We start from the raw sequence: 26,001 nt of genomic DNA, 5'->3' as shown, positions 1-26,001 counted from the left end.
CTATAGTGTCTATAACGGTTACGCCGTTGAGCGACAACAAAAATGTCTTGCTCACCTAAGACGACACTTTAAAGCATTGCTGAAATTAACCCTTAAATCGCAACAAGAAATTGGCAAAGTATTTATCAGACTCATTGATGAAGCCTTTGAACATCATGCGACTTGGCGAATACACGGTGATAATCCACCATATTTACTTGGGCAACTGATTTTAAAATTCGCGTCAACCAAGCCATTTCAGACTGGTTGCCCAAGGTTGGATATGCCGCAGGGCTTTTGTTAAACTCCCTCAAGAAAAAATACAGCTCAGTGGTGGTATTTTCTTGATGATCCCCTTGTCCCCCCTCGATAATAATCGTGCCGAGCGTAATCTCAGGCTTGCCGTTACCAAACGCAAAGTTTCTGGTGGTTCCCGTTCTATGGATGGCTTACACAATACCGCCGCTTTGTTGACGGTTATTCAAACCTGTAAAAGCTCAAGGTAAATCTGTCATTGATTTTTTCCGTCAAGCTTTAATTGATCCTTCTTCTATTTCTCTCATTCCTATTCTTACCTGAATTCTTACAAATGTTCGGAAAGTTCTACTAATGAAGCTCCAGGATTACGATCTAAAAAAGCCAATGTCCGAAACTGGGGAACTGATAATTCTGTTGCCTTGCGATCGCGCATATCCGCTCGAATAAATCGCATCACTAAAGGAATTGTTTCCATTACTTTCGCCGCGCATTGTTTTGATAATGTTGAGTTTGATAATATGGGTTTTGATAATGTTGGGTTTGATAATATGGGTTTTGATAATGTTGGGTTTGATAATATGGGTTTTGATAATGTTGGGTTTGATAATATTGAATTTGATAATGTTGAGTCTGACTGCTGAGAGTCAATTTTTGAAGTAAGTAATTTTGATGATTTTTGACGAACAGACTTTGGCGATCCCATTAGACGATTAACTCTTGGCTTTTTTTAGATTGGGCTTTGGCTTGAAATATAGCAAGTCCCTAAGCATAAGTAAACTTAAAATCTAGAAGAGCGTACTGCCCGCGCAGCGGGCGGTACGCTCTCTGGTTTTGGTTTTTAATTATGCCGAACTACTTAATTCGTAATTCGTAACCTAAACCGCAACAGATACAGGACTATCGAGCTTCTTCAACTGCTGTACTAGCAAACTGAGGAATAGCCCAACATCGGTAACTACGCCCACGGACTCCACGGAACCGCGATCAGAAAGTTTGGTCACAACTGCAGGATTGATATCCACACAGACCATCTTGACACCAGCGGGAGTCATGTTGCCCACACCGATAGAATGCAACATTGAGGAAAGCATCAAAATCATATCTGCACCCCGAATTTGTTCGCTATACAGGCGTTGTGCTTCCAATAGATCCATTACCGTATCAGGTAAGGGACCATCATCACGAATGGAACCAGCGAGGACAAAGGGAACATCGTTTTTAACGCATTCGTACATTACGCCAGTCTTCACAAAACCAGCTTCCACAGCCTTGTGAATGCTGCCATAGCGACGAACGGAGTTAATCACCTTTAGATGATGGCGATGTCCGCCCTTGACGCTGACACCGCGCTTGAGATCGACACCAAGGGAGGTTCCCATCGAGGACTGTTCCATATCGTGAACGGCGATCGCATTACCACCGAGCATCGACTGGACATATCCCTCGCGGATCAAGTAGGCAAGGTGAGGAGCACCACCAGTATGCACGACTACGGGACCACAGGAGACAACTAGCTTGCCGCCGCGATCGCGAATTTGGCGAAGTTCCCATGCAATCTGCTCGACGACTAGTTCGACACGGCGTTCGCTAGATACCCCTGCACCCATAAAGGAAAATTCTTCTTTCTTGGCAGTATCTCTGGCTTCAGGCTTGCGTACTGTCCGCACGCCATCGTAACCGACAACAACTCGATCGCCTACGACGAGATCGCGCAACAGCTTGCAGGTAGCAGTTTTACCATCGGGACTGATGGCGATCGCCGCATCCATGCGCTGATTTTTGCAGCGGAGCCATTCACCATCAACACAGGCATCGGTAGGATAAATGGTGGATACATAAAAGTCATCAGGGGCAACTCCATCCTGCAATACTGGCTCCAGATTGGCATCGGAAGTATCGCGATCTTGTAAAACCGCGCCGATTTCGATCAGTTCGCCCATAATCGTTTCCATGAGGTCATGGGAGGGAGCTGAAATCCGAATCTTTGCTAAGGATGTGCTTTGTCTCTGTTCGCCGAGATTGAATTCTAATACTTGGAAACTGCCGCCGTTATCCGTTACCAAATCGAGGGCACGGTTAATAATCCCTGAATCGAGTAAATGTCCTGTTAGTTCGACAATTCTCGCTTCCACAATGCTTGGTTCGACATTGGCTAGTTCACTAGCAATGGGAACTTCGATGGTTCTGAGGGTTAAACATTTTGCGGCTCCACCTGCCTTGAGGAATTCGGTGAGTGGCGTTTCGATCACATTAAACCCAGCATCGCTAATACGTTGCTTGAGGCGATCGCTGATTTTATTCATCACCACATGGCGATCGACATTCACCGCATTACAGGAGAAGGTGACAGCATCAGCCTCTTCGATCGCAATTCGCTTATTCGCAGGAATCCGCATTTCAATCAAGCGATTGGAATAGGAATCAAAGGCAGGAGGATAGTAGAGTAAGTAGCCGTCAGTAAGAGGGCAGAAGCAGGTATCTAAATGATAGAATCGATTATCAATCAGACGCAGGGATAAAACTTCGACATTTAACCACTTGGCAAGGTAGGGGTGAGCATCTAGTTCTGAACGGAAACCATAGCCAGCCCATAACCAACCACCTGAGCGATCAAATAGGGCATCACCTGCACCTTCAAAGGGTAAATCCTTGGGCAATTCAAATACGGTAAATCCCTTAGACTCAAACCATGCTTTGAAGTAGGGTTCTTCGCCTTGACGTTCTTTATGTAAAAAACGACTCAGCACCGCCTTGTCACCTAATACCAATCCAGCATTGGCAGTGAATACCATGTCTGGCCATCCCTTGGCAGGGGGCACTAGCTCAACATTGACTAGCCCCTTGAGGACTCCATACAGTTTTTGCCATTGCTCCACAGCGCGATCGCGGCTAGATTTGTGAACGTTGCCCTCCATCCAAGGATTGATCACATAATCTACATCGTAGTGATCGGGGGCGCACATCAGATAATTCAGTTGGGCAGTCATAAATCAAAGTAAATAATTGGGGAGAACGCAAAATTTGGCACATTCACGATGGCAGCTATCAAAATTTGCCAAACAATTGCACCAAACAATCGCACTGAACAATTGCACCAAACAATTGCACCAAACAATCGCTAAGGTGCCAATCTTTAATCATACCTAATGCCCAATGCTGAAAGCACCTCTAAAAGTTATCATCTCTTGATAATTACCCTGTAATACCAATTCACGAAGGTGTGACAACACTATTGCCAAAAATATTGCCAAAAAAACTATTGCAAACTATTGCATATATATTTGAATTAGTATACATTACTATCAGACCCATCCTATTCCCCCCCGTGTGGGTCTAGTATCCCCGAAATGGCAATTACTTCCGAAAGGGGTAAGCGCAAATCAGTAGACCTAGAGCTATCCGCTACACATACGGTATGGTGGCTGCTGATGCCGAAGGGATATTTTGTACTTCTAAAACCAAATAAACAAAAAAGCTCGCATTGCGAGCTTTTTTGTTTATCAAGTCTTGCGCCAAAGAGAGATGCGGCACAAAATGCCGCATCTCTCTTTGGGGTTTTAATTAACTTATTAGCCACCAATTTGGGACATCGTACGGAAATAACTCTGCCGATCGCCAGTTCCGCGATCGCGTTCTTTAAAGTTAATTTCATCTTTGAGTTGTAGTAGTTCTCTGACCGCGATGCGCAACTCCGCAGCATCCTTGCCCTGACGCAGCGATGTTTTGAGATCGATCTGTCCCAACTCATTTAATAAACATGGGCGCAGTAACCCATCCGCTGACAGCCGCATCCGATTGCAGCGATCGCAAAAGCACTCGGACATTTGACTAATAAAGCCTAAGGTTCCCTTAGCGTTGGGAATCTGAAATACATCAGCGGGACCATTTCCCTTACATTTACCCGCATCCAAGCCATAGCGATCGCCAATTTGTTGTCGCAGCGTTGCCGAATCCACCCAACCTTTATAGGTAAATAGATGATCATTACCAATGGGCATGAATTCAATAAATCGGATATGCCAGCGACGATCGATGCTTAGGGCGGCGAGATCTAAAATTTCGCGATCGTTGACATCGGGAACGACGACGACATTTAACTTCAGCGGATCGAATCCAACCTCATAGGCGGCAAGGATTCCTGCCCATACCTTTTCCCAGAGATTGCGCCCCGTAATTTGCCGAAACACATCGCGATCTAGAGAATCGAGACTGATATTGATCCGCCGCAAACCAGCTTCGTAAAGAGGTTTTGCCAAATCTTCCAGCAAAAAACCATTAGTGGTCATCGATAAATCTTCCACCCCTGACAAATTGGCGATCGCCTCTATTAAATTCACCAGATCGCGGCGTAGTAGTGGCTCTCCTCCCGTCAGTCGAAACTTTTTAAATCCAAGCGGAATAAATACCTCTTTTAAAAGAGTAATTAACTCCCCATTGGTGAGGCTCTCTTGAGCCTGAATATATTCGACCTCCGCTCCTTCAGGCATACAGTAGGTGCAGCGAAAATTGCAGCGATCGATCAGACTGATGCGAAGGTAGTCAACGGTGTTCACAGATTTTTGTCCTTGTCACTGATAGCGATCTCTGCATATATCATAAAGGACTTCGATTTAGGGCTTATACCAAGTTAAGAAATGGCTACGCCATTTCTTAACTTGGTATAAGCCCTTACTGGGTTTAGTTTTTAATTCATAAAAGTGTTGTCATACTTTTATGAATTGGTATTAAAGCGAGAACCCCTATTCTCCCTATTCTCTAGATCTTTACTTTGTGTTCTAAGTAGTTCAGCAGAGAGCATACCGCCCGCTAAGCGGGCGGTATGCTCTTCTAGGTTTTAAGTTTACTTATGCTTAGCTACTTAAGTATTTGTCCTAAGTATTATGATAAGAAAACAAACGATCAAAATGTGTTAAACCATGACCTCACAGTACGCCTATATACGCGGAACATTCGTACCTCTCGAAGATGCCACAATTAACATCCGCACCCATGCATTTCTATATGGTACGGCTGTGTTTGAAGGGATTAAGGCGTATTGGTTACCTGAAGAAAACCGCATGGCGGCATTTCGCCTTAAAGAACATTATCAACGTCTGATCCAGAGCTGTCGTATTATCGGGTTGCAGCATCCCCTAGATGTTGATGCAATGATCGATATCACCAAAGAACTGCTACATCGCAATCATTGTAATTCAGCGACCTATTTGCGTCCGATTATCTATAAGTCTGACCTGCGGATTGGACCGATTCTCAAGGTTCCCCATACCCACGACGATTTCTGCTTGTTCAGCGTGCCTATGGATGGCTATCTTGATACTAGCAATGGCATTAAAGTAGGGGTATCTTCATGGCGGCGTTTAGATGATAATGCCATTCCTGCCCGCGCTAAAGTAAATGGTGCTTATGTAAATACCGCCCTTGCGAAAACCGATGGCTATGCTTCGGGTTTTGATGATGTCGTCGTCTTAACTAATGAAGGGCATGTAGCGGAAGGAAGTGCCATGAATCTATTTTTGGTAAGAGATGGCAAATTAATTACTAGCTCGATCACCGATAACATTCTTGAGGGCATCACCCGCAGTTCAGTAATAGAACTAGCTGCCAAAGAACTAGGGCTAGAATCTGTATCCCGTACGATCGATCGCACGGAGTTGTATATTGCGGATGAAGCTTTCTTTGTCGGTACGGCTACTGAACTTGCCCCCATTACCAGTTTCGATCATCGTCCCGTAGGCGATGGTGCGATCGGCGAAATCACCAAGAAACTTCGCGATCTATACAGCAAAGCTGTTCATGGGCTTCTTCCCGATTACCACCATTGGCTGACCAAAGTTTAAACTCCTTTAAAAACCAAGAAGGCGACGCAATGCGTCGCCTTCTTGGTCTAATTAGCCTATGATTTTGCGCCCACTATTCCCTTAATAGTTTGCCAAAAGCCTTTACTATCAGTCTTTGCCCCTTTCTCTATCTCTTTTATCTCAGCGATCGGGCTATCAGGTTTGAAATCAATTAGTAAAACTACCCTCGTGCGATCGCCACGATTCCAAGCTTCATGTTCGGTCGTATCATCAAACACGAAACATTTACCTTCTTGCCAATTTCTAATTTCATCGCCAACCCTTAAGCTACATCCATCACAACCGATTAATCCTAAGTGACAGCGCAAAACCCCATCGGGATAGCCAGTATGGGCTGCAATATGTGTTCCAGGTACGAGGGAAGAAAAACCAGCGGTGACCATATTCGGGATTTTTTCGACCAGTTTAGTTGTTTCTGGGCAAATCTGACAGTTTTTGCCTAGCTTCATTCCAAAAGCGTATAAGCCAAAAGTCTGCCAACCCTTGCCATAGAGATGTTTTTCTGGCCAATCGAGAAAATCGTTACTGCTGAGTTGTTCTAGTTCTTGCTTGATGACTTGCCAATTTTCCTCTAATGATTGGATAAATTCATAGTCTGAATTATTTTTGTACATATATTACTTGCCTCCAACTCCCCATTGCTTAAGTGTACGGATGGCTAAAATTTTTACAGAATTACCAATGGTTTTCGCAATCTCAACGGGACCACCCACACGGCTCAAGACTTTTACCGAGAAAACTACCCATTCCCATCCTCTCCCAATCTCTACTAAAAGAGAAGGTTTTTGGTTGGAGGAATCAGACTTAGAATCAGGATCTGTAGGATACATATTTGTTTACATGCTTACCTATTGCTTTTAAAAGGTAAGTTTACTATCGAAAATACGACAAATTTTTACCCTATTAAACCCTATTTAAGTAGCTAGGCGCGATTAACTACGAAAAATAAGAACCTGTGGCTCACGCGCAGAAAGCACCAGAGGTTTTTGCTTTCTAATTATGCCCAGTTGCCAAGTTTACAAATATTTAGAATCTCGGTAGTGCCAAATCGGTAAGAATAGGCGGCACTTGAGTCTGACCGTAAGCGCGATACCAGAATCTGTATAGAGATGATCGCGATGATCGGTCACATCTGAGTAGCATAATTTGGCCTTGATGGGCGATCGCTATTAAGTAAGGTCGCTCTTCATCGCCTGCTCGACGTTAAGAAATTTTGCAAAGATTTATGACAAAAACTAAACGCATTGGTATTTTGACGAGTGGTGGTGACTGTGGTGGACTAAATGCCGTAATTCGGGCTGTAGTGCGTCGGGCTCGTGATTATGATATGGAGATCTATGGCATTAAAGGCGCGACTCAGGGGCTAATGAATCGCCCAGTCGAGGCGGAGTTACTCGATATGAAAAAAGTTTCAGGAATTCTTCGTTATGGGGGCACAATTTTAGGAACCGTGAATAAGGGGAATCCCTTTGCCTATCCGATGCCTGATGGCTCGATTGTCGATCGCGCCGAAGAAGTAATCGATGGATATCACAAGCTGGGCTTGGATGCGCTGATTGGTATCGGTGGCGATGGGAGTTTGGCGATCCTGCGTCGCCTTGCCCAGCAGGGAAATATGAATTTGGTTGCCGTTCCGAAAACAATTGATAACGATTTGGGGGCAACCGAAAACTCGATCGGATTTAATACGGCTGTGACGGTTGCTGTGGAAGCCCTCGATCGCCTGACCTATACAGCAATTAGCCACAGTCGCGTCATGATCTTAGAAGTGATGGGACGGGATGCAGGGCATATCGCGGTGAGTGCGGGAATTGCTGGAGGCGCTCATGTTGTGTTGATTCCAGAGATTCCCTACGACCTTGATGAAGTATGCGATCGCCTGATGAATCGAGCTTTGAGAGGGTTTAATTTCAGCACAATGGTTGTGGCGGAAGCAGTCAAAACACCAACGGGAGAGCCAGTTAGGTACACCAATAGTCTCGGACAGACCCTCTATGGTGGTATCGGTCAATATCTTGGCGATCAAATTAGCAGCCGCACGGGCATGGAGAGCCGTGTTACGATCTTGGGGCATGTGCAGAGAGGTAGCACACCATCGCCGCTAGATCGCATTCTTGGCGCAGCCTTTGGGGTAGCAGCAGTGGATTTAATCTCCCAAAACAAATACGATCGCATGGTGGCATGGGTAAATCGCGAAGTCATCGATGTCCCGATTGCGGAGGCGATCGCTCAATATAGCGCGGTGGATATTCACGGCACGTTGGTACGAACGGCGATCGGCTTGGGTACTTATGTGGGAGAAATCGATCAACTTATTTCTTAGCTATTGCCACTCGTGTTAAGTAGCTAGCCCGAAAACCTGTAGCGCACGCTGCGCGTGCGCTATAGGTTTTGATTCTGGATACTTTTTACATTTTGCGATCGCGCTGAGAACGCAAAGCGCTATAGTTAAGAAATTTGTCTAGTTAAAGCTTCAGCCTATGTCTAGTCGCCTCAAAGCTCTGCTCTATTACATTACGGCGCGATTGCTACTCGCCCCGATTATGTTATGGGCGATCGCTTCCATCGTCTTTCTGTTAATGCGAGCGACCCCAGGCGATCCCATTGATGCGATTTTAGGTCCTCGCGCTCCCGAATCAGTAAAAGTCGCGCTTCGCGAACAGGTCGGGTTAACGGGTTCTCTATTCTCCCAGTACTGGGAATATATGAAGGATCTGCTCCATTTTAATCTGGGTAAGTCAATTAGTACCCGCGAGCAAACTGTCTGGCAAATTATTAAAAACTTTTTCCCTGCTACCGCCGAGCTAGCCATATATGCCTTGCTCATTGCTTTAGCGATCGGCTTGACAGTCGGAATCGTAGCAGCATTACGCCCAAATACTAAGTGGGATGTGGGCGGGAGACTCTTTGGGATTATTACCTATTCCCTGCCGCTATTTTGGGTAGGGATGATTTTGCAATTGATATTTTCAGTACAACTGGGATGGTTACCCATCGGGACGAGATTTCCTGCCAGCGCAGAGCCACCAACCTATCCCATCAATATATTCAGAATATTTGAACGAGATATAACAATTGATCTTGGAATATATACAATTAATGCCTTGCTCAAAGGTGATTGGAACAGTTTCTGGACGAGCATTCAGTATCTGATCTTGCCAGCCACAAGCTTGGGAATCGTGATTAGTGGCATTTTTGAGCGGATTGTACGGGTGAATCTGCGACAAACTTTGCAATCTGACTATGTGGAAGCTGCCAAGGCGAGAGGAATTAATCCCAGCGCTATTTTATTTAACCATGCGCTCAAAAACGCCATGATTCCCGTAATTACGATTCTCGGTTTGACCCTAGCTTCGATGTTAGGTGGAGCAGTCTTAACCGAGGTGACTTTCTCATGGCCGGGATTGGCGAATCGTTTGTTTGAGGCGATTTCAGGACGGGACTATCCCGTGGTACAGGGAATAATCGTATTTTTTGCAATCATCGTCACGATTGCTAGTATTCTCGTAGACATCATTAACGCTTGGATCGATCCGAGGATTCGATATTAACTTGCACCACCCAAAACTTATTTTTCGGTACTAGCTAACTTTATGAAAATTAAATCTGTTTTTGTTGGGATTGCGGTAGTTGGGGTTTTGCTACTGGTACTAAGCTTTAGCACGGTGGCAAAGGTTTTGGGTGCGAATCCACGGGATGTTTTACTGGGTGTGAAAACTCAGCCTCAAGCCGTTAATTTTTTGCCCCAGCGATCGCCATTATTTTGGTCTTTTTTGATCAATCCCGAACGCCTAGAGTTATTTTCTCAATTAGCCGTCAAGCCTAGCGAACGCCGCGAAGTGCGCCAAGCTGTGGCAGATCTCAAACAAAAATTGCAACAAAACTGGTTGATCGACTACGATCGCGACATTCAGCCTTGGCTCGATCAAGAAATTACTCTTGCCTTAACCGATACCGATCTCGATCGCCAACCTAATAATGGATTGCAATCTGGTTATTTATTAGCTTTTGCCGCGAAGGATAGCAATCTTGCCAAAGCAAGTATTGATGCATTTTGGCAAAGATTAGCGGTGAATGGTTCTGATTTGGGCTTTGAGCAATATCAAGGCGTTTCAATTTTGAGCACCAGTTTTGCCGAAGATCGACCAGCGATCGCGGGTACTATTTTAGGCAAATTTGTCCTATTTGCGAACGATTCGAGGGTATTAAGAGAAGTGATCGCTGCATGGCGATCACCTGACTTAGCACTGGCTAGCCTCGATACCTATCGGGCTCGCCAAGCGCCCATTCTTGATAAAAATAATGGCAAGGTCGCTGTTGCCTATGTAAATCTTGCCGAACTGGGAGAGGATTTACCCAAAGAAAGTTTGTTAATGGATTTGCGGTTTGACAAGGCTGGCATCAGAGCAAAGACTTCCTTGACTCTAGCTAATCAAAGTACTGAAACATCGACTGAAATCTCGACTGATCAATCTACAGACCAATCTACAGAACCAAAAATTTCTCAAAAGATATTGGGAAATATGGCGAGTGTGATTCCTTCAGGAAGTTCGGTCGTGATTGGGAATAACCTCGGACAAACCGTAGCGAGTTTAAAGAAAACACTTGCCCCTGAATGGCAAAACCTCTTGGCAAAAGCGATCGCTCCCATTCCTCTAGAGAGCAGAGCCTTGACATGGGCGCAAGGTGACTACGCGATCGCCTTGATTCCTCAACCTCATAGCCATCCCGATTGGTTAATAGTCGCCAAAGTAGAAGATGCCGAGATCGCAAAAACGGCGATCGCATCCCTCGATGATCTAGCCAGAAATAAACTAACCGTGGGCGAAATATCGCTCGAGCAGCAGCCTGTAACAGTCTGGACAAAGCTCATCGCATCGGACAATAGCGCAAATGATGAAGTATCGGGCAAGGCGATCGCCTTGCATACCCAAACCAAAGACTATCTATATCTATCCAATTCACTGAAAATTTTAGAATCGGCACTAACGATCAAAAATAGCGCTTCAATTGCTGCATCAAAAGACTTTAAAAAGATCGTATCTGGGCTACCAAAAGACATTTCAGCCTACGGATATATTAATAATAACTTTGATTTTTCTTGGTTGCAGACAAGTATCTCAGATCTTAAATTTTGGAGCAAAATCCCTCAAAAAATTGGCAACAATCCTCCTTTTAAAATTATTAAACATCTAGAATCAGGTACTTTTACTAATACTTTTACTAGTGAAAGTAGCTCTACGGATATATTTAACGGAGAAATTGAATTATTTCTTAAATAATTAAGAATAGCAAGTCTTTAAATAGATTGTGGATTGTGAAATGGGGGCTGCAAAATCAGAAGATTACAAATGATTTAGGAATTGCTTAGGAATTGCTATAGTGTTCGACCTCTAAACAGCCATAATGATGATGAAAGGACTTAAACGCTTATCTATGCGTGGTATCTCTCTGCAATGGCTTTTACTAATAGCATTTGCAGTACAGATTTTTGGCTCGTTGGGACTAGTTAGCTATTTGTCGTATCGCAATTGGAAAAAATCTGCTAATCGGCTTGCTGATACCGTCAAAACCGAAATTAGCAACCAAGTTGCGGACAAAACAACTGCCTACTTGCAAGCCCTCGACCAAGTTAACAAAAATAATATTAGCGCTCTCCGCCGTGGGGTATGGAGTTTTGATGACTTCCCTAGCCAAGAAAAACAGGCTTGGGAACAAATGCAACTTAACTCTTTGTCTCCGATCACGATCGTGGGTTTTGGCAATCCCTTGGGCGGACATCGAGCCGTGGAACTTTTAAATGATGGAACATTTAGCGTTCGCGCCGCTCCCAATAATGGGGGGAAGTATGAAACATTTGCGCTCAATCCTGATGGCTCTAAAGCACCAGCAATCCAAACATCAATTGATTTTGATGCCCGTCAAAGACCTTGGTTTCAACGAGCCGTCCGCGCCGAAAGAGCAACTTGGACAAATGTATATCCGCATATTTATACAGGAGAATTATTAATTGCGCTTGCCGAGCCAGTCTATGATCTCAAAAACAAAGATTTTTTGGGAGTGACCTACTCCATTCGCTCCCTAAAGGAGATCAGTCGATTTCTGCAAAGCATCAATTTGCCCAATGGGTCTATTTTTATCATGGAACGAGATGCGACCTTGGTGGCAACCTCATCAAGATCCCATAAACCCTATCAACTTTCTCCCAATGGCAAGGAACAACAATTACTAAAGGCTAGCGACAGTGCGAATTCACAAATTAATGTAACTGCGAAATATTTGCGCGATCGCTTTAGCGATTTGGGAAATATTCACCATGCAGAGCAATTTGAATTGACGATCGATGGCGATCGCCAACTGGCTCAAGCCTTACCCATCAGCGATCGCAACGGACTTGCATGGATAATTGTCGTCGTCGTTCCCGAATCAGATTTTACTTCAGAAATTAATGCTAATCTCCAGTACACATTTCTACTATGCGTGCTAGCACTGTTTATTTCTATCAGTACCAGTCTATTCTTGTCGAGACGGATTACGCGATCGCTTTCCGAGCTCACCCGATCAGCCCAATCTTTCACTGAAAATCACATCGATCTGCCCCAAAGTCCCGCTACGAGCATTAAGGAAATGCAGATCTTAAACGAAGCTCTGCTCCAGATGATGCTTGAAGTTCGCGAAGCTGATCGAAGGGCTTTAGACTATGAGCAGAGCTTAAAACAGCAAGTTGCCCATAAAACTAGCGCACTTGTAGAAGCTCAACGCATAGCAAGAATTGGAAGTTGGGAGTTTGATGTAACGACAGGAATTAGTACTTGGTCTGAACAGCAATGCCGCATCCTCGGATTTGATACCGATGAGCCAATCCTGAGCTATACTAAATTTTTAGATATGCTCCTCCCCGAGGATCGCCCGAAGCTTAGCGCTTTCATCGACGAAGCGATCGCTAGTGGTACACCCTATATTGTCGAACATGGCATCATTCGTCCCGATGGCTCCATTGGCTACGTGATCAGTCGGGGTGAAGCCATTCAAGATGGGCAAGGAAAAGTAATTAAATTGATCGGTACGACTACCGATATTAGCGATCGCAAGCAAGCGGAAATTGCCTTGCAAATATCGGAAAATAAACTTAATGACATTCTCAATTCCACGACAGCCGTAATTACCCGACTAATCGTCAGATCCGATAGCCATTGGGAAACTGATTATCTTTCTGACGGATGTATGGGCATCTGTGGTTACAGTGCCGCAGAATTAAAAGCTGATCCATTATTATGGGTCAGTCTGATCGATGCTGAAGATTGGCAAGCGATCGAACCGCAAATTTATACAGATATATTTGCAGAAAGGTCGGGGAAATATATCTACCGCCTGAGGCACAAAAATGGATCGTGGCTGTGGATTTCTCAAACAAACCACTCTCGCTGGGATGCGTTACAAAATGCTTGGATCGTCACTATTATTTCTACAGATATTACCCAACAAAAACGTGTTGAAGAGGAACTGCAAAGAATCAAGTTAAGATTCCAAAAAATTGCCTTATACATGCCTGGAGTGATCTACATTACCGTTAGGCGTTCAGATGGTTCTAATTATTTTGAATATATTAGTCCCAGAGTGGAAGAATTAAACGAAGTGACCGTCGAAGAAGCGCTGCGGGACTCTAGAGTCGTTACCAGCCAAACGCATCCTGACGATCGCGAGGTCTTTAATGCTGTGGTAACCGATAGCATTGAGAAGCAGAGCCTATTCAAACATGAATGGCGGATCATTACCCCTTCGGGTAAAGTCAAGTGGGTTCAGGCGATCTCTCTTCCAGAGTTGACAAAAGATGGAGATAGGGATTCGCTGAGAAGGGAAAATGGCGAAATCGCTCGCTATGGCATAGTCATAGATATTAGCGATCGCAAGCGTCTAGAGCAGGAACTACTCTATAGCCGAGACCTGCGAGAATTATTCTTCAATGAGTCAAGCGACGCATTGTTTATAGTAGATAGTGAAACCACAATTACCATCGACTGCAATCAGCAAGCCGTCAAACTATTTGAAGCCGATAGTAAAAACGAACTGATCAATTTTGAAGGTCATTTGCTGCAAAAAAAACAATTTACTCCTGAAGAGATTAACAATATTGTCCAAGATATAAATCAAAAAGGTTACTGGAATTTAGAAGTAGAATATATTACCCGCAAAGGAAGGGAGTTTTGGGGGGATATCTCTGTCAAACAAATTGTTTTTGGAGAAAATCGGTTTAACCTAGTACGTGTAGTGGACATCACTGCACGTAAACAAACCGAGATCGCTCTTTCCACAGCCAAATCTGCGGCTGAAGAGGCAACTAGGGCAAAAAGTGCTTTTCTCGCAAGTATGAGCCATGAGATCCGTACGCCAATGAATGGAGTGATTGGCATGACCGAGATCCTTGAAGCGACGCAGCTCACGATTGAGCAAAAGGACTATGTCAAAACCATCAAGGATAGTGGGGAATCTCTCTTGGCAATCATTAACGATATTCTCGATTTCTCAAAAATCGAATCGGGTATGATGACAATTGAAGAAAACGAATTTGTGATCGAAGAAGTCGTGAGGGATGTTTGTAAGTTATTTAAAAATCAAACAACGGATAAACAGATTTCCCTCCAGCATACGATCGCTTTGGATGTACCGAAAATAGTAATAGGCGATCGCGCACGTCTCCGCCAAGTTCTACTCAACTTAGTAGGTAATGCTATTAAGTTTACCCATCAGGGACAAGTTTCCCTCTCAATTAGCGGCAGGCTCTTATCTAAACCACAGCAAGGCTCCCATCGGGAATTAGCCAAACATGAGCTTAAGTACGAGCTATTGGTAGCGATCGCTGATACTGGTATTGGCATCGCCAGAAATCACCTTGACAGCTTATTTCAACCCTTCACTCAAGCAGATACTTCCATTGGTCGGAAGTATGGGGGGACTGGGCTGGGTTTAGCAATTAGTAAGCTGTTAGTAGAGTTAATGGGAGGTACGATCTGGGTAAAGAGCTTAGATCGCATTGGTGGTGTCCCCCCCGTACTATGGAAACCACAGACGGAATTAGCCGAGCAAGGTTCAACCTTTTACTTCACGATCGTGGTATCGATAGATAGCGCTGTCCAGCATCTTCAAGCTAACGCTGGTCAATACTTTGTCGATAGCAAAATGGCAGAAAAAAGACCTTTGCGAATCCTATTAGTAGAAGATAATTCCGTTAATCAAAGGGTGGCAACCCTCATGTTTCGACGGCTTGGCTATCAAATTGAGGCGATCGCAAACGATGGCTTGCAAGCCATCCAATTTTTGCAAAACCATGAATTTGATTTAGTTTTGATGGATATTCAAATGCCTGAAATGGATGGAATAACGGCAACAAAATTAATTCGCACAGATTTAAAAAGTCAAGTTCGGATTGTGGCGATGACCGCTGATGTCATGCCCGAAGATCGTCAGGCTTGCTTTGATGCGGGTATGGATGATTATGTGAGCAAACCGATCGATATCCAAGACGTTATCCGCATAGTCTCATCAGTGCTGGATGGGCAGCGCGAAGCACCGTCCATCTAGCACTGTCTCATCGGTTACTCCCTTCCCATAATTAACGTCAGTTCGGGTTAAGCTGGCAAGTTTTAAAAGCCCAGAAGTAAAAGCCTTGCTAAGCAAGGCTTTTACTTCTGGGCTTTGAGAAAGGGTTTGCATAGCAAACCCTTTCTCAAAGCCCGTTTCCAATTATCCCGAACTCACGTTAATTAGTATTGCGGCGCTTTGCGCCGCAACGCTAATTATGGGAAGGGAGTAAGACGGACGCAAAAAATCTTAAAATTTCTTGTCATATAAATATGAGTGGCGATGAGTGGCGGCGCGAAGCACCGCCACTCATATTTGAGGCTTTATATCCTAAGCAAACCTTATGTTGCTATACATAATTGCATTGCCATACTTGCCATATATGCCATATAAGAGCATTTACAGCGCTTTGTGCTCAAATCCAAACCCAAAAAATTTTTGAAAGGGTTGCTTAGCAACCCTTTCAAAAATTTTTTTGTGGTTCTTTTGATCGAAAATTGCTGTAAAAGTATTTTGTAGTGGGATTCCCTGTATTCTTGCAAGTACCATAAATACAAACACTTTATAAAATCATTTATAAAATCATTTACAAGTGATTTTAGTTTAATTTCATTTAATTTTTTTAATTAATTTTTTACCCCATGACATCAATCACAAATTTAACCAGCCCCAATGATGTGTATATCCTTGCTCAGTGGCTAGCAGGCGATCATAGCAATTGGGAACAGGCAATCGATAATCCACCCTTTTTTGCCCATATTCGCGTCGGAATCCGTCCCTTGCCCAATCCAATTACGGAAAATGGGGTATGGCTATTTCTCGAACAAGCTTACGATTTTGAGCTAAATCATCCCTATCGCACCGCCGTTTTGCACCTGATTTATCAAAACGATCGCATTGAGATGATTAACTATCGGCTTAAAAATGCTGAGACTTTTTTTAATGCCAGTCGCGATCGCGATCGCCTTGCCGCCTTGAATGCGGATGCGATCGCACAGCTAGAGGGCTGTACGCAATGGGTATACCGCAACGATGCCCACACCTTTAAAGGCTCCGTCGAACCAGGCAAAAAATGCTGTATTAACCGTAAGGGCGTTGACACCTATCTGGCGATCGAGTTTGAAGTAACTGAAAACACCTACAGCAGCCTCGATCGCGGTTACGATGTCGTAACCGATGAGAGGGTGTGGGGGTCGATCGCAGGAGCCTTCCAATTTGTAAAAAAAGCTAGCTTTAGTGACGAAGTTTCCCTAGGTTCTACTCCTCAAGGTATAATAACCTCCTGATAAATTAGATTTTTGGACTATGCCAATACAGATCGACATCCCGATTGAGTAGGGCATAGTTTTGCAGAATCAAATCAATTCAGAGCTTTTCACTTATAGCCCAAAATGCTGTAATTGAGAGAGCATAACCAGTGTGAGTATTAAAGGTGTAATTTGAAAGTCCTCGTAGTTGGCAGTGGCGGTAGAGAACACGCCCTAGCTTGGAAACTTTTGCAATCTCCCAATATCGATCGTGTCTTTTGCATCCCTGGCAATGGCGGTACGGCTACCATGCCTAACTGCCAGAATGTTTCCCTTAGCATTGACGATTTTGAAGGTATCTTAAGGTTTGCCCAAGTCCAAGGCGTTGGGTTTACGATTGTCGGTCCAGAACTGCCCCTAGCCCTTGGCATTGTTGATTATTTTCAGGCTGCCGAGGCGTTAATTTTTGGTCCCACCCAAGAGGGAGCACAGATTGAAGCTAGTAAGTCTTGGGCAAAGGCACTCATGCAGGAGGCGAATATCCCCACGGCTGCAAGCGCCACATTCCAAAGTCTGGAAGCAGCTCAAGCTTATATCCAGCAGCAGGGTGCACCGATCGTGATTAAGGCCGATGGTCTGGCTAGCGGTAAAGGTGTTACGGTTGCCATGACGATCGAAGAAGCCACCGAAGCGATCGATCGCATCTTTGCGGGGCAGTTTGGCTCCGCAGGTGAAACCGTGGTGATCGAAGAGTTTATGACAGGACAAGAAGTATCTGTCCTTGCCGTCACCGATGGTAAAAATATTCGTCCTTTAATGCCTGCTCAAGATCACAAACGCCTTGGTGATGGCGATACTGGTCCCAATACAGGGGGGATGGGAGCCTATGCCCCCGCACCGATCGCTACGCCAGAATTAATGGCAAAGATTCAGAGTCAAGTTTTAGAACCAGCGATCGCCGCTTTAAAGGCTAGAGGGATCGATTATCGAGGTTGCCTTTATGCAGGACTGATGGTCACGCCTAAGGGTGAGCCTAAGGTGGTGGAATTTAACTGTCGGTTGGGCGATCCTGAAACTCAAGCGGTTTTACCATTGCTAGAAACCAATTTAGACGAATTGTTGTTGGCTTGCGTTGAGGGCAATCTGGGCAATTTTCCGCCCCTTAAATGGAAAAAGCAGTCCTCTGTATGTGTCGTCATGGCGGCAGGAGGCTATCCAGATAAGGTAGAAACGGGACAGTTTGTCACGGGTATCGGTAAAGCTGAAGATCTCGGCGCATTTGTATTTCAGTCGGGTACAAAACTCAAGAATAACGCTCTAGTAACCAATGGTGGCAGAGTGTTGGGAGTGACAGCCTTAGGGGATGACATTCGTAATGCGATTACTAATGTTTATAGCGCTGTCGAATTTATTTCCTATGACGGTATGTATTATCGCAAGGATATCGCTAGCAAAGCCTAAACAAACGTCAGTTCGGGTTAAGCTGGTTTTAAAAGCCCAAAAGTAAAAGCCTTGCTAAGCAAGGCTTTTACTTTTGGGCTTTGAGAAAGGGTTTTCAAGTAAAGAAATGGCGTAGCCATTTCTTTACTTGGTATTACTAATCTTCTTCCTCTTCATCTTCGACGGCGACAGACTTATAACTATGAGGGAGTTCTTTAACTGCATTAGCAATAACCCCGATCAAGTTCAGCTTTTGAAGGACAGATATAGCTTGGGAGAATTCACCACGGGTAATTCGATCAATCCGAGCGACGGAGACCACACCGCCACAGTAAGAAGCAATCTGAATAGTATCGACAGTACCGAGGATCGGAGGAGCATCGACGATCACCAGATCGTACTCTTGTTCAAATTTGGAGATTAAATTTTGCATCCATTCCGAACTAAGTAAGGTTACGGAGTCGCTCGGAATAGGTCCTCCCGTTAAGATGTCTATGGCTGAGTTGGAGGACTGGATTACATCTCGGCTATCTATACTCCCTTTACTTGCCAGTAATGTTGATAAGCCCCTTTCGTTTGGTAAGTTTAGTTGCTTGTGTAAAGCAGGCGATCGCATATCGGCATCAATGAGTAGCACCCTTTTATGTAACCTAGCAGCGCTAGTAGCAAGCCCAAGCGCAATCGTCGATTTCCCTTCACTCGGTAATGCCGAGGTAATGACGAGCGATCGGATGGGGGATTCCTGTGAATAGTTATTAAGCTGAATATTTTTATAGATTAAATCTAAGGACTCCCGAAAGGGTAGCCATTGCACAATTTCGATCGTCAGTGGTGAGACGGATTGCCCTTTGAGGAACTGGGGTAAAAAATTAGAGTTTGACTCCTCCGCCTGCAAATATTGGGGAGTCATCCCCAGTAAAGAAAGTGAAGAAATTTGCTGCTCTAGATCGTCATAGGTATGCATCGTATCGTCTTGCATATCCCTCAGAAAAGCAGCCATACCGCCAAGGAATAATCCTGCAACTACTCCTAGCAATAAATTTTTACGCAAGCCATCGGCAGAATCCGTTATTCCCAGCCCTGGCTCCTCAACTACTTGCCAATCAAATCCCCCTCGCGCAATCTCAAGACTTAATTCTTGCCGATTTTTAAGTAATGTTTGGAGGGTATCCTGTTGAACTTGTAATTTTGGCTTTAATGTTTCGTATTCACCGAGCAATTTGGGCAAACGATTAATTTCGGCACGCAAGTCCTGCTCTTGGGAAGCCAAAGTATCTAATCGCGCCTGTAAAAGAGCCAATTGGGTCTGAGTTTCCACAATTTGACTGGCTAAGGTGATATCAATCCCACTGAGTTGATCGCCATTCCACTTGGGATAACTTGCTAAATTAGCATCTCCCAAGATGCTTCTTCTCTCCTCCTCTAAACTTGCTTGCTGTTGCTTAAATCGTAATTCAAGAGCTTCTACAATCGGATTGCTGGTTTGAAATCGTGCTTTCTCTCGATTGAGGGCTACCTCTATCCCCTGCATCTCCGCCACGAGAGCCTGATAACGTTGCGACTGATTTAATCGGGTCAGTAATACGGCATCTTGCGGGGAAATGTTGAGCTTTTGTTGCAGCGATTCTAGGCGAGTGATCGCCTGCTCGTAGTCTAGTTTGGTACTCCGCTGTTGTTGCTCGATCGCATTGAGGGCTGAAGTAACTTCGGTGACTCGCTGATTTGCGTCAAACAAATTATTTTTGCGCCGAAATTCTTCGAGGGCTTCAGCCGCTTCGGAAATACTTTTACGCACATTAGTTACTTGCTCGTCAATACCTGCCAAGCCATTCTGCAAACGTTTTTCCTGCTGTTCGCGATTGTAATCGGTATAAACTTTTTGAAAAGCTCTTAAAACCTGCCGAGTTTTTACGGGATCTACAGCGGTATATTGCACTTCAACAATTTTGGTTGGTGCTTCTTTGCCACCTAACATACCAATTTTCAACGATTGCAGTTCCCCTCCAGTAATAGTAGGATATTCAGCCGCCAAGAGATTAGCAGCTTTCTGAAACATGGAGGAGCTTTGCAGTAGATTTAGTTGGGTTGCGTAGTCAATCTGGACATTAGAATCAATAAATGAGGAGGATGAGGTGTTGGATTTGTAAGTTGATTCAACCAACAACCGCATGACACTAGTGTATTTAGGTTTCGAGAGAAAATTGAGAACGACTGCGAGTGCTAGTCCTACAGTTAGACCACCCAAAAGCCAAAACCGACGACGGGATAGCACTGCAAAGATTTTGCCATAGCCTGGATCTTGCTCGACAACCACAGCGCCATTCGTTTTAGCAGCACCTGTATTCATAGGTTTATCCTTCGTATAGTCCTAACAATAAAAACTCTTTATACAAAAACTCTTAAATATTTAATTGAATTCTTAGTTGAATTATTAGTTAAATTATTAGTTGAATTATTGAACTTCTCTGCTGCTGAGGATTGCCGCTAAAGTTTGATCGACTTTTTTAAAGAAGACCGCTTCGGAAAAGTTAGAAAGGGCATGATCTCGGATTTTTGCATAGTCCCAGTCTATAGTCTGAGCTTCAATAACGGCATTTTTTAAGGAATCCGCAGTTTGTTGCTCGAATAGAATACCCGTAAGCCCTGAAATTTGAGTATCCAAGACACCACCAGCACCGTAGGCAATCACGGGCGTACCGCTGGCATTGGCTTCGATAGGAACAAGCCCATAGTCTTCTAACGCGGCAACAATCACAAACTTAGCCTTTGACATGAGGTTACATCGATCGCGATCGCTTACATGACCGAGAAATTTAATATTACGACCTGCTTTGGTTTGTAATTGTTTCGTTTCAGGTCCTTCTCCAGTCACAATCAAGGGTAGATCAAGCTGGTTAAAAGCCTTGACAATTATATCAAGGCGCTTATAGCTGAGGTGTCTCGAAGAAACCAGACAATAATCGTCTTTTTGATCATCAAAAATAAAGCGACGATCGGAGATGGGATAATTGATCACTAAGGCTTCTTTATGGTAAGTATCCTGAATGCGCTTAGCTACGGTAGTTGAGTTAGCGATGTAGTAGTCAGGTGATTGCGCATAAAGAATATCTTGCTGTCGCATCTTGGCAAACACCAACTCAATCAATGGCTTAAGAACACTATAGGCTCCATATTCTCGGAGATAGGTATTAGTGTCCCACAGGAATCGCGTAATGTTATGGCAAAAGCAAATATGCAAAGCGTCAGGTCGTTTTTGTACTCCTTTGGCAAAGCTAGCACTGCTACTCAAAATTAAGTCATAGGCTTTGAGATCCAGAGCCCTAAAAGCTGAGTAATAAAATGGCGCAAATAAGCGAAAATACTTACGAGTTGCGGGAATATTCTGCAAAAATGTGGTGTGGATTTCTCGATTGTCCAAATCAATGGTGTTATGGCGATCGTAGACGGAGGTAAAAATATCTGCGTCGGGAAAGTGTTGACATAAAAGCTCAAATACCCTTTCAGCACCACCACGTTGTGTTAGATAGTCATGAACGAGAGCAATTTTCATTTAATTTTGATGAGACTCACTAAATTTACAATTTCAAATTACTAATTTCATTACTAATTTCATCACTAATTTCAAAAAGCAATGTTCACAACAAAATACAACAAACCATAAAACGTCTTAGAATGACAGAAGAGAAGTTATATAAAAGTTATATTTAGATCTTTAAGGCGCATCTATGACGGCTGATGAGGCGGTAACATTTATAGAGTTGTCATTAGAAGAGCGCAGTCTGACTCGAGTCGAGCAGTCTGTCTTTCTAGGAGTATGGCAAGGTTTGTCTTATTCCGAGATTGCTAAGCAGACGGGTTATGATGCTGGCTACATTAAATTGGTCAGCCATAAGCTTTGGCACTTGTTGACGGAAACCTTTGGTGAAAAAGTAACCAAAAGCACAGTCCAGAATGTGATTCGCCGTCAAATGCAGTTGCGGAAAGCGGAGTCTCTCGCCATTGCTCCCCATCCCAATCCTACGGTCAATAGCAACCAAGACTGGGGCGATGTCATTGACGTAACTTTTTTTTATGGTCGGAGCGCCGAGTTAGGGATTCTCGAACAATGGGTTGATCGCGATCGCTGCCGCCTAGTTGCGATTTTAGGTATGGGGGGATTGGGTAAAACCGCCTTATCTGTCAAGCTTGCCCAACATTTACAAGGTAAATTTGACTTCGTGGTATGGCGATCGCTAAATAATGCCAAAACCCCTAGCGAAATGTTAGTAGCGATCATTCATTTCCTATCTCAACAGCGTGAAACTCCCGACACAACCGATATCAATGCCCTCATCTCTAGACTGTTGGAATATTTACAGCGCTATCGCTGTTTATTGGTACTAGACAATTTTGAATCCGTACTTAAAGATGAAGCCCAAGCTGGGGCATATCGCAAGGACTACGAAGGATATGGTTCTCTTTTAAGGAGAGTTGGCGAAGTATCGCATCGTAGCTGCATGGTTATTACTAGCCGTGAAATGCCTGAAGAAGTCGCGATGTTGGAGGGCGATATCCTTCCTGTCCGAGCTTTACAACTGGATGGGCTAGATGAATCAGCCGCTGAGCGGGTATTAGAGTCCAAAGGCATTAGAGCCGTAACGAGTGATTTACATCGTCTAGTGGATTGGTATCGCGGTAATCCCTTAGCCCTAAAGATCGCCGCCACTTCGATTAAGGATCTCTATTCAGGCAATATCGATCGCTTTTTAGAACAGAAAACCATTATTTTTAGCGGCATTGGCAATCTGATCGAGCAGCAATATCAGAGATTAACCGCCCATGAAAAACAGGTAATGATCTGGCTCGCGATTAATCGCGAACCCGTCCAGCCTCAAGAGCTTCATTCTGACATCGTGCCCACGATGGAGCAAAATCATCTGATGATGTCTCTGCGATCGCTAAAACGACGCTCTCTAGTGGAACATACTGCCGCAGGCTTCACACAGCAGCCCGTGGTCATGGAGTTCGTCACCAATCTCCTGATCGAGCAAATCTATCAAGAAATCACCCAAGAGCATCCCCTCGGAATTTTGCCAAGCATTCAATCAAAACTCAATCGCCAACTTTTCTACCTACGCCACTATGCCTTAATTAAAGCCACGGCAAAAGACTACGTTCGCCAAAGTCAAATTCGGTTAATTTTAGAACCCTTGATTGCCAAACTCTTAGGACGTTTGGGCAGCAATCAGATGGTAGCCAAAGAGCTATTTCATCCCCTTGAGGAGCTGCGCCGACGCGAACTGCGCCCCGATGGTGAGCTTAAGTCCACCTTTGGCTATGGCGGTGGCAATATTATTAATTTGTTATGTCATCTCGGCTTTGATTTAACAGGTAAGGACTTTTCCTATCTAGCCATTCGTCAAGCTTACTTATCGGAAGTGAAGCTACATCGAGTTAACTTTGCCAAAACAGCACTGATTAAATCCGTATTTGCGGAAGTAATTGGGGGAGTCCTGTCGGTAGACTTTAGCGCTGATGGCAAACTATTAGCGATCGGCGATACGAAAGGAGATATTCATCTGTGGCGAGTTAGTGATGGCAAGCCATTACTGACCTATCGCGGCCATAAAGGCTGGGTCGTTTCTGTCTCTTTTAATCCTGAAGGCTCGATCTTAGCTAGCAGTAGCATCGATCAATCGATCAAATTATGGGATGTATCGACGGGCGATTGTTTAAATACTTTGCAAGGGTATATCGGTGCTGTGATGTCCGTTGCCTTTAGTCCTGACGGCACAATTTTGGCAAGCGGGCACGCCGATCGCACTGTGCGCCTATGGAAATCAGGACAATGCATCAAGATATTTCATGGTCATGAGGATATTGTCGAAGCAGTGACTTTTAGCAATCAAGGCAACTTGCTGGCAAGCAGCAGTGATGATTGTACGGTGCGAATATGGGATATCGATCAGGGTGAATGTATCCGTATGCTTGAAGGGCATGAAGATATCATCTGGTCGATCGCCTTTAGCAAAAGTAGCAACGTACTCGCCAGTGGTAGTGAAGATAAAACCACAAGGCTATGGAATGTCGAAACAGGTAATTGCATTAAAACCTTTACTGGTCATACCCATACGGTGTTTGCGGTTGACTTTAGCCATGATGGCTCGACCCTTGCGACGGGTAGTGGCGATCGCACCATTCGTCTTTGGGATCTCAAAACCGCTCAATGCTTTAAAACCTTAACAGGGCATAACCATTGGGTACGCTCCGTCGCCTTTCATCCCACACGCCTAGAGCTTGCCAGCAGTAGCGGCGATGAAATGGTTAAGCTTTGGGAGATCGATACAGGTTTCTGTATGCGGACTTTTCAAGGACATACAGGGCGATCGTGGTCAACACCCAGTAACCAAAACGATAGCCAAACATCGGGAAATATTTCCAACGAGCATTTACTCAATCTCTGGGAAGTCACCTCAGGACAGCAGTTTCGGATCTTACAGGGCTATACCAATGCCATCCGCTCGGTGGTGTTTAACCTCGAACAAAGTCTCCTCGCCAGTGGTGGTGACGACTCAATTATTCGCCTCTGGGATATCCAGTCAGGTAAATGTATTCGGGCTTTACATGGTCATGCAGGACATGTATGGCAAGTTGCCTTTAGTCCTAGCGGTACTCTATTGGCGAGTTGTGCCGAAGACTGCACGATCAAATTATGGGATGTCAGCAGCGGCAACTGCCTAGCTACCATTAGCGAACACCCCGATCTCGCCCGCACCTTGATATTTAGTCATGACGGAAAGTTACTGGCTACAGGTGAAACTAGCAAGGAAATTAAGTTAAGAGATATTGTCACTGGCGAATGTTTTCAAGTGCTACAGGGGCATACGGCGGCAATCTTAGCGATCGCTTTTAGTCCCGACAATCGCCATCTCATTAGCAGTAGCCGCGATAAAACTGTCAAAATCTGGGACACCCATACGGGCAACTGCCTCCATACGCTCAATCAACTGACCTCCCTAACTTCTAATATTACCTTCATGCCATTGCACCCCCATCTGGTCTTTGGTTGTGGTGAAAAATTTATTTATCGGTGGAATATTCAGAATGGCGAACTGGTATCTGAGGGGCTAGGACATGACGGCAATATCCTAACTATTGCGGCCGATCCCAAAGGCATCTTACTGGCTAGTGCGGGTGAAGATGCCAAAATCAACATTTGGGACTGGCAAAGTGGTAAGCCAATCAATAAGCTAGTCGGGCATACGGGAACTGTTTATGCGGTGAAATTTTCCACGGATGGCAATTTTCTGGCGAGTAGTAGCCGCGATGAAACAGTCAAGCTATGGGATGTCAAAACTGGCGAATGTATCAGAACCTATCGAGAGCCACGCCCCTATGAAGGGCTAAATATTACCGATGCCACGGGGTTAACCCCTGCCCAAAAAGCTAAGCTCATTGCCCTCGGAGCGATCGAAGACCCCAAATAGCCCCAGTCCAATAAGTTATACCAAAACTAAAAATGGCGTAGCCATTTTTAGTTTTGGTATAACTTATTGGGTTTGTTTTTTAATTCAACGTGAGTTTAGGATAATTTGAAACGAGCTTTGAGAAAGGGTTTGCTACGCAAACCCTTTCTCAAAGTCCAAAAGTAAAAGCCTTGC

At 44.5% G+C, this 26,001-nt stretch carries 16 protein-coding genes and 2 pseudogenes; 11 read left to right on the top strand and 7 right to left on the bottom strand.

Annotation, left to right across the window (positions count from 1 at the left end; all coding sequences use genetic code 11):
* Both PSE7429_RS25950 and PSE7429_RS25570 read left to right on the top strand, forming a co-directional pair.
* Positions 1–283, top strand: a pseudogene (locus tag PSE7429_RS25950) (hypothetical protein); the annotation flags it as partial.
* Between the two features lie 43 nt (positions 284–326).
* Positions 327–485 (top strand): IS66 family transposase, encoded by a 159-nt coding sequence (locus PSE7429_RS25570; protein WP_009626586.1) that lies wholly within the window; start codon positions 327–329, stop codon positions 483–485.
* An 80-nt stretch (positions 486–565) separates the two neighbouring features.
* Here the strand turns inward: PSE7429_RS25570 and PSE7429_RS26270 are convergent.
* A pseudogene (locus PSE7429_RS26270) lies at positions 566–712 on the bottom strand (MarR family transcriptional regulator); the annotation flags it as partial.
* A 43-nt stretch (positions 713–755) separates the two neighbouring features.
* On the opposite strand from PSE7429_RS26270, the gene PSE7429_RS26265 reads away from it, so the two are divergent.
* The gene (locus PSE7429_RS26265; RefSeq protein ID WP_009626584.1) at positions 756–878 is read left to right on the top strand and encodes a hypothetical protein; all 123 of its coding nucleotides are present in this window, start codon (positions 756–758) and stop codon (positions 876–878) included.
* A gap of 234 nt (positions 879–1,112) precedes the next feature.
* Here the strand turns inward: PSE7429_RS26265 and argZ are convergent, their stop codons facing one another.
* Together argZ and moaA are read right to left on the bottom strand one after the other, a co-directional pair.
* Complete coding sequence (gene argZ, locus PSE7429_RS07835) at positions 1,113–3,224, bottom strand: bifunctional arginine dihydrolase/ornithine cyclodeaminase (protein ID WP_009626583.1); 2,112 nt, start codon at positions 3,222–3,224, stop codon at positions 1,113–1,115.
* Positions 3,225–3,806: 582 nt separating this feature from the next.
* Positions 3,807–4,790 carry a GTP 3',8-cyclase MoaA gene (moaA, locus tag PSE7429_RS07830; RefSeq protein WP_009626582.1) on the bottom strand — a complete coding sequence of 328 codons (984 nt, stop codon included), beginning with the start codon at positions 4,788–4,790 and terminating at the stop codon, positions 3,807–3,809.
* 363 nt (positions 4,791–5,153) lie between these two features.
* On the opposite strand from moaA, the gene PSE7429_RS07825 reads away from it, so the two are divergent.
* The gene (locus PSE7429_RS07825; protein ID WP_009626581.1) at positions 5,154–6,074 is read left to right on the top strand and encodes a branched-chain amino acid transaminase; all 921 of its coding nucleotides are present in this window, start codon (positions 5,154–5,156) and stop codon (positions 6,072–6,074) included.
* Between the two features lie 56 nt (positions 6,075–6,130).
* Here PSE7429_RS07825 and PSE7429_RS07820 read toward each other — a convergent pair whose 3' ends face one another.
* Both PSE7429_RS07820 and PSE7429_RS07815 read right to left on the bottom strand, forming a co-directional pair.
* Positions 6,131–6,709: an aspartyl/asparaginyl beta-hydroxylase domain-containing protein gene (locus PSE7429_RS07820; protein ID WP_009626580.1), complete on the bottom strand. Its 579-nt coding sequence runs from the start codon at positions 6,707–6,709 to the stop codon at positions 6,131–6,133.
* Positions 6,710–6,712: 3 nt separating this feature from the next.
* Positions 6,713–6,925, bottom strand: coding sequence for a hypothetical protein (locus PSE7429_RS07815; RefSeq protein WP_009626579.1), 213 nt, complete (start codon positions 6,923–6,925; stop codon positions 6,713–6,715).
* A 395-nt stretch (positions 6,926–7,320) separates the two neighbouring features.
* Between PSE7429_RS07815 and PSE7429_RS07810 the strand changes: the two genes are divergently transcribed.
* The 6 genes from PSE7429_RS07810 to purD all read left to right on the top strand — a co-directional run bounded on the left by PSE7429_RS07810 (position 7,321) and on the right by purD (position 18,382).
* On the top strand, positions 7,321–8,418 hold the full coding sequence (locus tag PSE7429_RS07810) for an ATP-dependent 6-phosphofructokinase (protein ID WP_009626578.1): 1,098 nt from the start codon (positions 7,321–7,323) through the stop codon (positions 8,416–8,418).
* 157 nt (positions 8,419–8,575) lie between these two features.
* Positions 8,576–9,646: an ABC transporter permease gene (locus tag PSE7429_RS07805; protein ID WP_009626577.1), complete on the top strand. Its 1,071-nt coding sequence runs from the start codon at positions 8,576–8,578 to the stop codon at positions 9,644–9,646.
* 42 nt (positions 9,647–9,688) lie between these two features.
* Positions 9,689–11,377 carry a DUF3352 domain-containing protein gene (locus PSE7429_RS07800; protein ID WP_009626576.1) on the top strand — a complete coding sequence of 563 codons (1,689 nt, stop codon included), beginning with the start codon at positions 9,689–9,691 and terminating at the stop codon, positions 11,375–11,377.
* A gap of 154 nt (positions 11,378–11,531) precedes the next feature.
* A complete protein-coding gene (locus PSE7429_RS23440) occupies positions 11,532–15,674 on the top strand; it encodes a PAS domain-containing protein (protein ID WP_158467619.1) in 4,143 nt (1,380 codons plus the stop codon).
* Positions 15,675–16,315: 641 nt separating this feature from the next.
* Positions 16,316–16,960: a chromophore lyase CpcT/CpeT gene (locus tag PSE7429_RS07790; RefSeq protein WP_009626574.1), complete on the top strand. Its 645-nt coding sequence runs from the start codon at positions 16,316–16,318 to the stop codon at positions 16,958–16,960.
* Positions 16,961–17,113: 153 nt separating this feature from the next.
* Positions 17,114–18,382 carry a phosphoribosylamine--glycine ligase gene (gene purD, locus PSE7429_RS07785; protein ID WP_009626573.1) on the top strand — a complete coding sequence of 423 codons (1,269 nt, stop codon included), beginning with the start codon at positions 17,114–17,116 and terminating at the stop codon, positions 18,380–18,382.
* Positions 18,383–18,518: 136 nt separating this feature from the next.
* Here the strand turns inward: purD and PSE7429_RS07780 are convergent, their stop codons facing one another.
* The gene (locus PSE7429_RS07780; RefSeq protein ID WP_009626572.1) at positions 18,519–20,708 is read right to left on the bottom strand and encodes a GumC family protein; all 2,190 of its coding nucleotides are present in this window, start codon (positions 20,706–20,708) and stop codon (positions 18,519–18,521) included.
* 105 nt (positions 20,709–20,813) lie between these two features.
* Complete coding sequence (locus tag PSE7429_RS07775; RefSeq protein WP_009626571.1) at positions 20,814–21,911, bottom strand: glycosyltransferase; 1,098 nt, start codon at positions 21,909–21,911, stop codon at positions 20,814–20,816.
* Positions 21,912–22,086: 175 nt separating this feature from the next.
* Here PSE7429_RS07775 and PSE7429_RS07770 point away from each other — a divergent pair, with 175 nt between their 5' ends.
* Positions 22,087–25,827: an NB-ARC domain-containing protein gene (locus tag PSE7429_RS07770; protein WP_009626570.1), complete on the top strand. Its 3,741-nt coding sequence runs from the start codon at positions 22,087–22,089 to the stop codon at positions 25,825–25,827.
* Positions 25,828–26,001 lie beyond the last annotated feature (174 nt).

Source organism: Pseudanabaena biceps PCC 7429, from assembly GCF_000332215.1.
Taxonomy (GTDB): Bacteria; Cyanobacteriota; Cyanobacteriia; order Pseudanabaenales; family Pseudanabaenaceae; genus Pseudanabaena; species Pseudanabaena biceps.
The sequence above is the reverse complement of the archived record's forward strand: the minus strand, read 5'-3'. Positions and strand labels throughout refer to the sequence as shown.